Origin of the sequence: uncultured Gimesia sp. (assembly GCF_963972345.1) — a bacterium.
Taxonomy (GTDB): Bacteria; Planctomycetota; Planctomycetia; order Planctomycetales; family Planctomycetaceae; genus Gimesia.
Genome location: NZ_CAXAVM010000317.1, coordinates 1 through 4,163 on the forward strand (window position 1 = coordinate 1; position 4,163 = coordinate 4,163).

Genomic DNA, 4,163 nt, shown 5'->3' on the forward strand with positions numbered 1-4,163 from the left:
GGCAGCAGAGCTGGATTATCGAGGATGACTATAATGGCGAGTTTCGGTACACGGTACGTCCGCATCCGGCACTTTGCAGTCTGGATCAGCGCGGCAGAACGATTTATATGGGTTCTTTCAGCAAGCTGCTTTTTCCAGCGATTCGGCTGGGGTTCCTGATTGTGCCTGAACAGATCGCAGGTGCGTTTTCGTATGCCCGCTGGTTGAATGATCGGTTCTCTCCGCCGTTGATGCAGATGGTGCTGCATCGATTTATTGAATCGGGTCAGTTCCTGAAACACATTCGACAGATGCGATCGCTGTACCATACGCGCCAGACGTGTCTGTATGAAGCATTAATGAGCGAACTGGGGGATACGATTGACGTGGAACTGCCCGAATCGGGCATGCATCTGGTGGTGCAGGGCAAGACGGCGAAACAGGACCGGGCCCTGATGGACGCTGCACAGCGGGCCGGTGTGGAATTTCATCCGGTACACATCTATGCCCGGGAGCCGAAACAGGCCCGCGGGTTGATCCTGGGCTTCGCGGCCTTTGATGAGCAGTCGATCCGGCAAGCGGTGCGCGCGTGGGCAGCGGCGCTGGGTGATTAAAAAGGGGTCAGGAACCTTAATTATAAGGTTCCTGACCCCTTTTTAATCACCAACTGATTTCTGTTTGTTACGCGGCCATGGATTCTGTTCTGATTTCTGAGTCTTTTTCCAATACGACCGGTGCCTGCGCAGTTATTAAATATTTCGTGCGGAGTTTTAAGAAAGGTGACTCAATAAATCGAAAACTGAGAAAACCGATCGGCACCATCATTAAAAAGCCCAGGACTGAATAACAGAAAGCCATATATAAATTCGAGGCAGGCATAATATAGGTAGCCATAAGTGCCACCATTTTTTGATAGAAAAAGAAGTGTAATAAATAGATCGAGTAAGAATAAGTGCCGATTTTCGCAATGAACTGAGACACTTTCCCGGTGGAATGTGAAAACGAACTATCGTACCAGGCAATTAGTAATGCGTATACGAATCCTTCGACGGTGGATAAATAAACCCATACAAAACGATTCGAAGGATAGGATGGGTTAAACCAAAAGCCGGCTGCTTTATCAAAGTACCAATAAAAAATGGAAAAAGCTAAGATGCTTCCGGCTACCAGGTAGTGGCGCCCAGTAATAAATGCTCGACATTGGTAGGCAATCATTCCCAGGAGAAATTGGTCAATGCGCCCAAAAATGGTCCAGTATGAAAACCATTGAAGATCACCATATTCTTTTTGTAAAAAAATTCGAAGTAAAAACGCTACTCCGACCGTAATGGCAAGCGCATATTTCGACTTCCGCATGAGAAACAATAAAAGCGGTAACATTAAGTAGAAATGCCATTCAACAGTAATAGACCAACCTCCGTTAGGGAGAACGGGTTCGATCATTCCATCACGAATCTGTATAAAATAAGGATATAAGCTCTCTCCGCTCCAATATTTCTGAATACCCACAATGCTCAGTACAAATACCATTAAAGGGGCCAGCCTGATAAAACGGTTCCAGAAAAATGCGGTATACTTTATTTTCTTTCCGGCCAGCAGTTTGGCAAATAAATAACCACTCAGGGTCATAAATAATGCCACTCCTGTGTGCCCTTCGTTAAATAGCGAAAGGGGAAAGAAAGATGGATCCTGATAGGAATGAAACATTTCATAGAACATGTGCCAAGAGAAGACCATAAACGCCGCAAGAGCCCGGAGATGATCCAACCCGATATAGTATTGACCACATGATGACTTCATAAAAATATCCTGTTTTCATTAATTTATCCAAAAGCAATTTGCGTTGGATCAATTATGAGCCTGTCATATCACAAAATCTGTTTGAAGCGAGTAACATTGTCCCAAGGCGCGCCGGCAAAAGGAGGCGCGTTCTTGTTTTCTGCAGAATGCGACGCTAGAGCCCCCAGTCATTGTTTTGAATTAAAATTCGAGAAACGTAAGAAACTTGGAGGCTAATGTAATGGCAATATGAATTTTATGAACCCTGATGATTTGGATGGGTAAACTAATCTCAATCTAAAAATAGGGCAATAGCGATATTTGTCAGAACACTATGTTCTGCTTGTTTAGTATTAAATATTTATTTTGTGCGTGATCACTGCCATAAGATTCACTTCAGCAGGCTGAATGTGAACTATTACCCCGATGATCAATTAAATCAGGCGATCTGTAAGTAGAGTTATCAAAGTCTGCTATTACACATCCTTAGTTTATGATTTCCATATGCGATTCATCCCCAAAATAAGAATCTGGATTGTTTGAAGTGCTGAATTCATCAGTGTGCCGAAACTGGATGAAGCTATCGCCACGAAGACTGATCTATCTAGTTCAGCTGCATTTGCGACCTGCTCAACTCTCCTCTGATTCGAGACTGGAGCGATTTCTGTCTCAACACAAATGGGAAATGTCGGTTAAAGAAGTTCTGGAGTAACTTCGTCATTATTTTCTCTAAAGTGAACTTGCAGCGCCTCAACGTTTGCTCATATAAACCTGCTCTAAGTCGGTGCCAAGGGCTTTACTTCCATATACGATCAGTTGTTTGAGGTGGAACTGTTGTCTGGAATTGATGCTTCACCTGAAAGCATGAAATGAGTGATCCTGATGAGTTCGCGAAAACCATTCACTCGATACCGAAGCGGAAAGCAACTACTTTACTGCGAGACTTTTTCACGCGTGTGATAATGGGGTGACAGGTTTGACAAGGAGACAGCTACGTGGAGCAAAATGAACTCAATCCTTCTGCCGTACAAAGGCGACTCTATTGGCCACAACTTGATGGCCTGCGGTTTTTAGCAGCTATGTTGGTGATCCTTCATCACGCCCCGCTTCCTCCCGGTATCCCGAAGATCCTGGGAGCAATCGGCTGGATGGGGGTGGATTTGTTTCTCGTGCTTAGTGCATACCTGCTTGCGCGAATGCTGCGCGAAGAGGTAGAAACCACCAATGAAATTCGATTGAGTAAATACTTTGCCCGGCGTGTGTTGCGAATCTGGCCGCTTTTTTGGGGTATTGTGACAGCTGCTCTGTGTTTAACGATCTACACGGGTGAGGTCAACGGTCAGATGCTTGGCCTATGGTTGAGTCACATCACGTTTTTTAACAATTTCCTGGGATTCGACGCATATTTGCCTTATACGGGGCATCTGTGGACGATTTCACTGGAGGAGCAGTTTTACTTAGCAATTCCATTTGTCTTACCAATCTTGATGAGACAGTCGACTCGACGGATCGTCGTGTTGCTCATATCGGCCTTGTCCTTCTTGATACTTACAAGAGTTGCTTGCGTACTCATGGGGTTAAGTCAAGCATCCATTTGGATGACACCATTGCGAGGCGATGCATTTATATTAGGTATTGGATTCGCCCTTGGTGCGTTCGATCGCCTGTATCATTCAGTAAGCGGAAACAGTTTGTTTGTGTCGGGATTTCTACTGCTCTTCGGCGCTCACCTTCTGGGCTCACCTGGCTTGATGACTTGGAAAACCGTACTCCTTTATACGGTGACCGACACCGCATGCCTGTTGATGCTCATGGGATGTATGAAAGGCACACTGGTAAATAGTATCTTTTGCACACGCCCCGTGCGTTACCTCGGCAGGATCTCGTTTGGTCTTTATGTCTTCCACTTCGTCTCGATTGGCATTGCCACAAAACTAGTGAAAAAATGGGACTTGCAAGAAAGTGGCTGGCTGCAATTTGCTCTAATCTTGGTCTTCACACTCGTGCTTTCGGTGATGTCCTACGAATTGTATGAAAAGTGGTTCTTGAGATTTAAGCATCACTTTGAGGTCGTCCCCAACCGGCCACATTAGCCCTGGTGTTGCTCACGACATTCCACGGGACAGTAAAAGGTGCCATTCCTTCCGGACACCTTTTTCAGTTCAAAGAGAGCTTTTCTACTGAGCATTCCTGACCCCTTTTTAATCCTTTTGTGAATAGTGATGACGCCTTTTTAATCCGCGTCTTTCATTGGTTCGGGATTTTCATCTGCGGGGTGTGGGGGACTTCTTTTATAATGCTTTGTGAAACGGGTAAGGGAGCCGTGATTATCTTCATCGTTGGGCAAGCCAACGATGCCACCCGACGCGCCCGTCTGATTTTGTAGGAGGCATTGCAATTAATAG

General features: G+C 45.4%; 3 protein-coding genes. 2 read left to right on the top strand and 1 reads right to left on the bottom strand.

Annotated elements, in window-relative coordinates; all coding sequences use genetic code 11:
* Nucleotides 1–593, top strand: a 593-nt coding sequence (locus AACZ40_RS28335) for a PLP-dependent aminotransferase family protein (RefSeq protein ID WP_339676967.1), incomplete at its 5' end; no start/stop codon positions are given.
* A 67-nt stretch (nt 594–660) separates the two neighbouring features.
* Here AACZ40_RS28335 and AACZ40_RS28340 read toward each other — a convergent pair.
* Nucleotides 661–1,779, bottom strand: coding sequence for an acyltransferase (locus AACZ40_RS28340; RefSeq protein WP_291167417.1), 1,119 nt, complete (start codon nt 1,777–1,779; stop codon nt 661–663).
* Nucleotides 1,780–2,753: 974 nt separating this feature from the next.
* Between AACZ40_RS28340 and AACZ40_RS28345 the strand changes: the two genes are divergently transcribed.
* Nucleotides 2,754–3,851 carry an acyltransferase gene (locus tag AACZ40_RS28345; protein WP_291167420.1) on the top strand — a complete coding sequence of 366 codons (1,098 nt, stop codon included), beginning with the start codon at nt 2,754–2,756 and terminating at the stop codon, nt 3,849–3,851.
* The last annotated feature ends 312 nt before the right edge of the window (nt 3,852–4,163 follow it).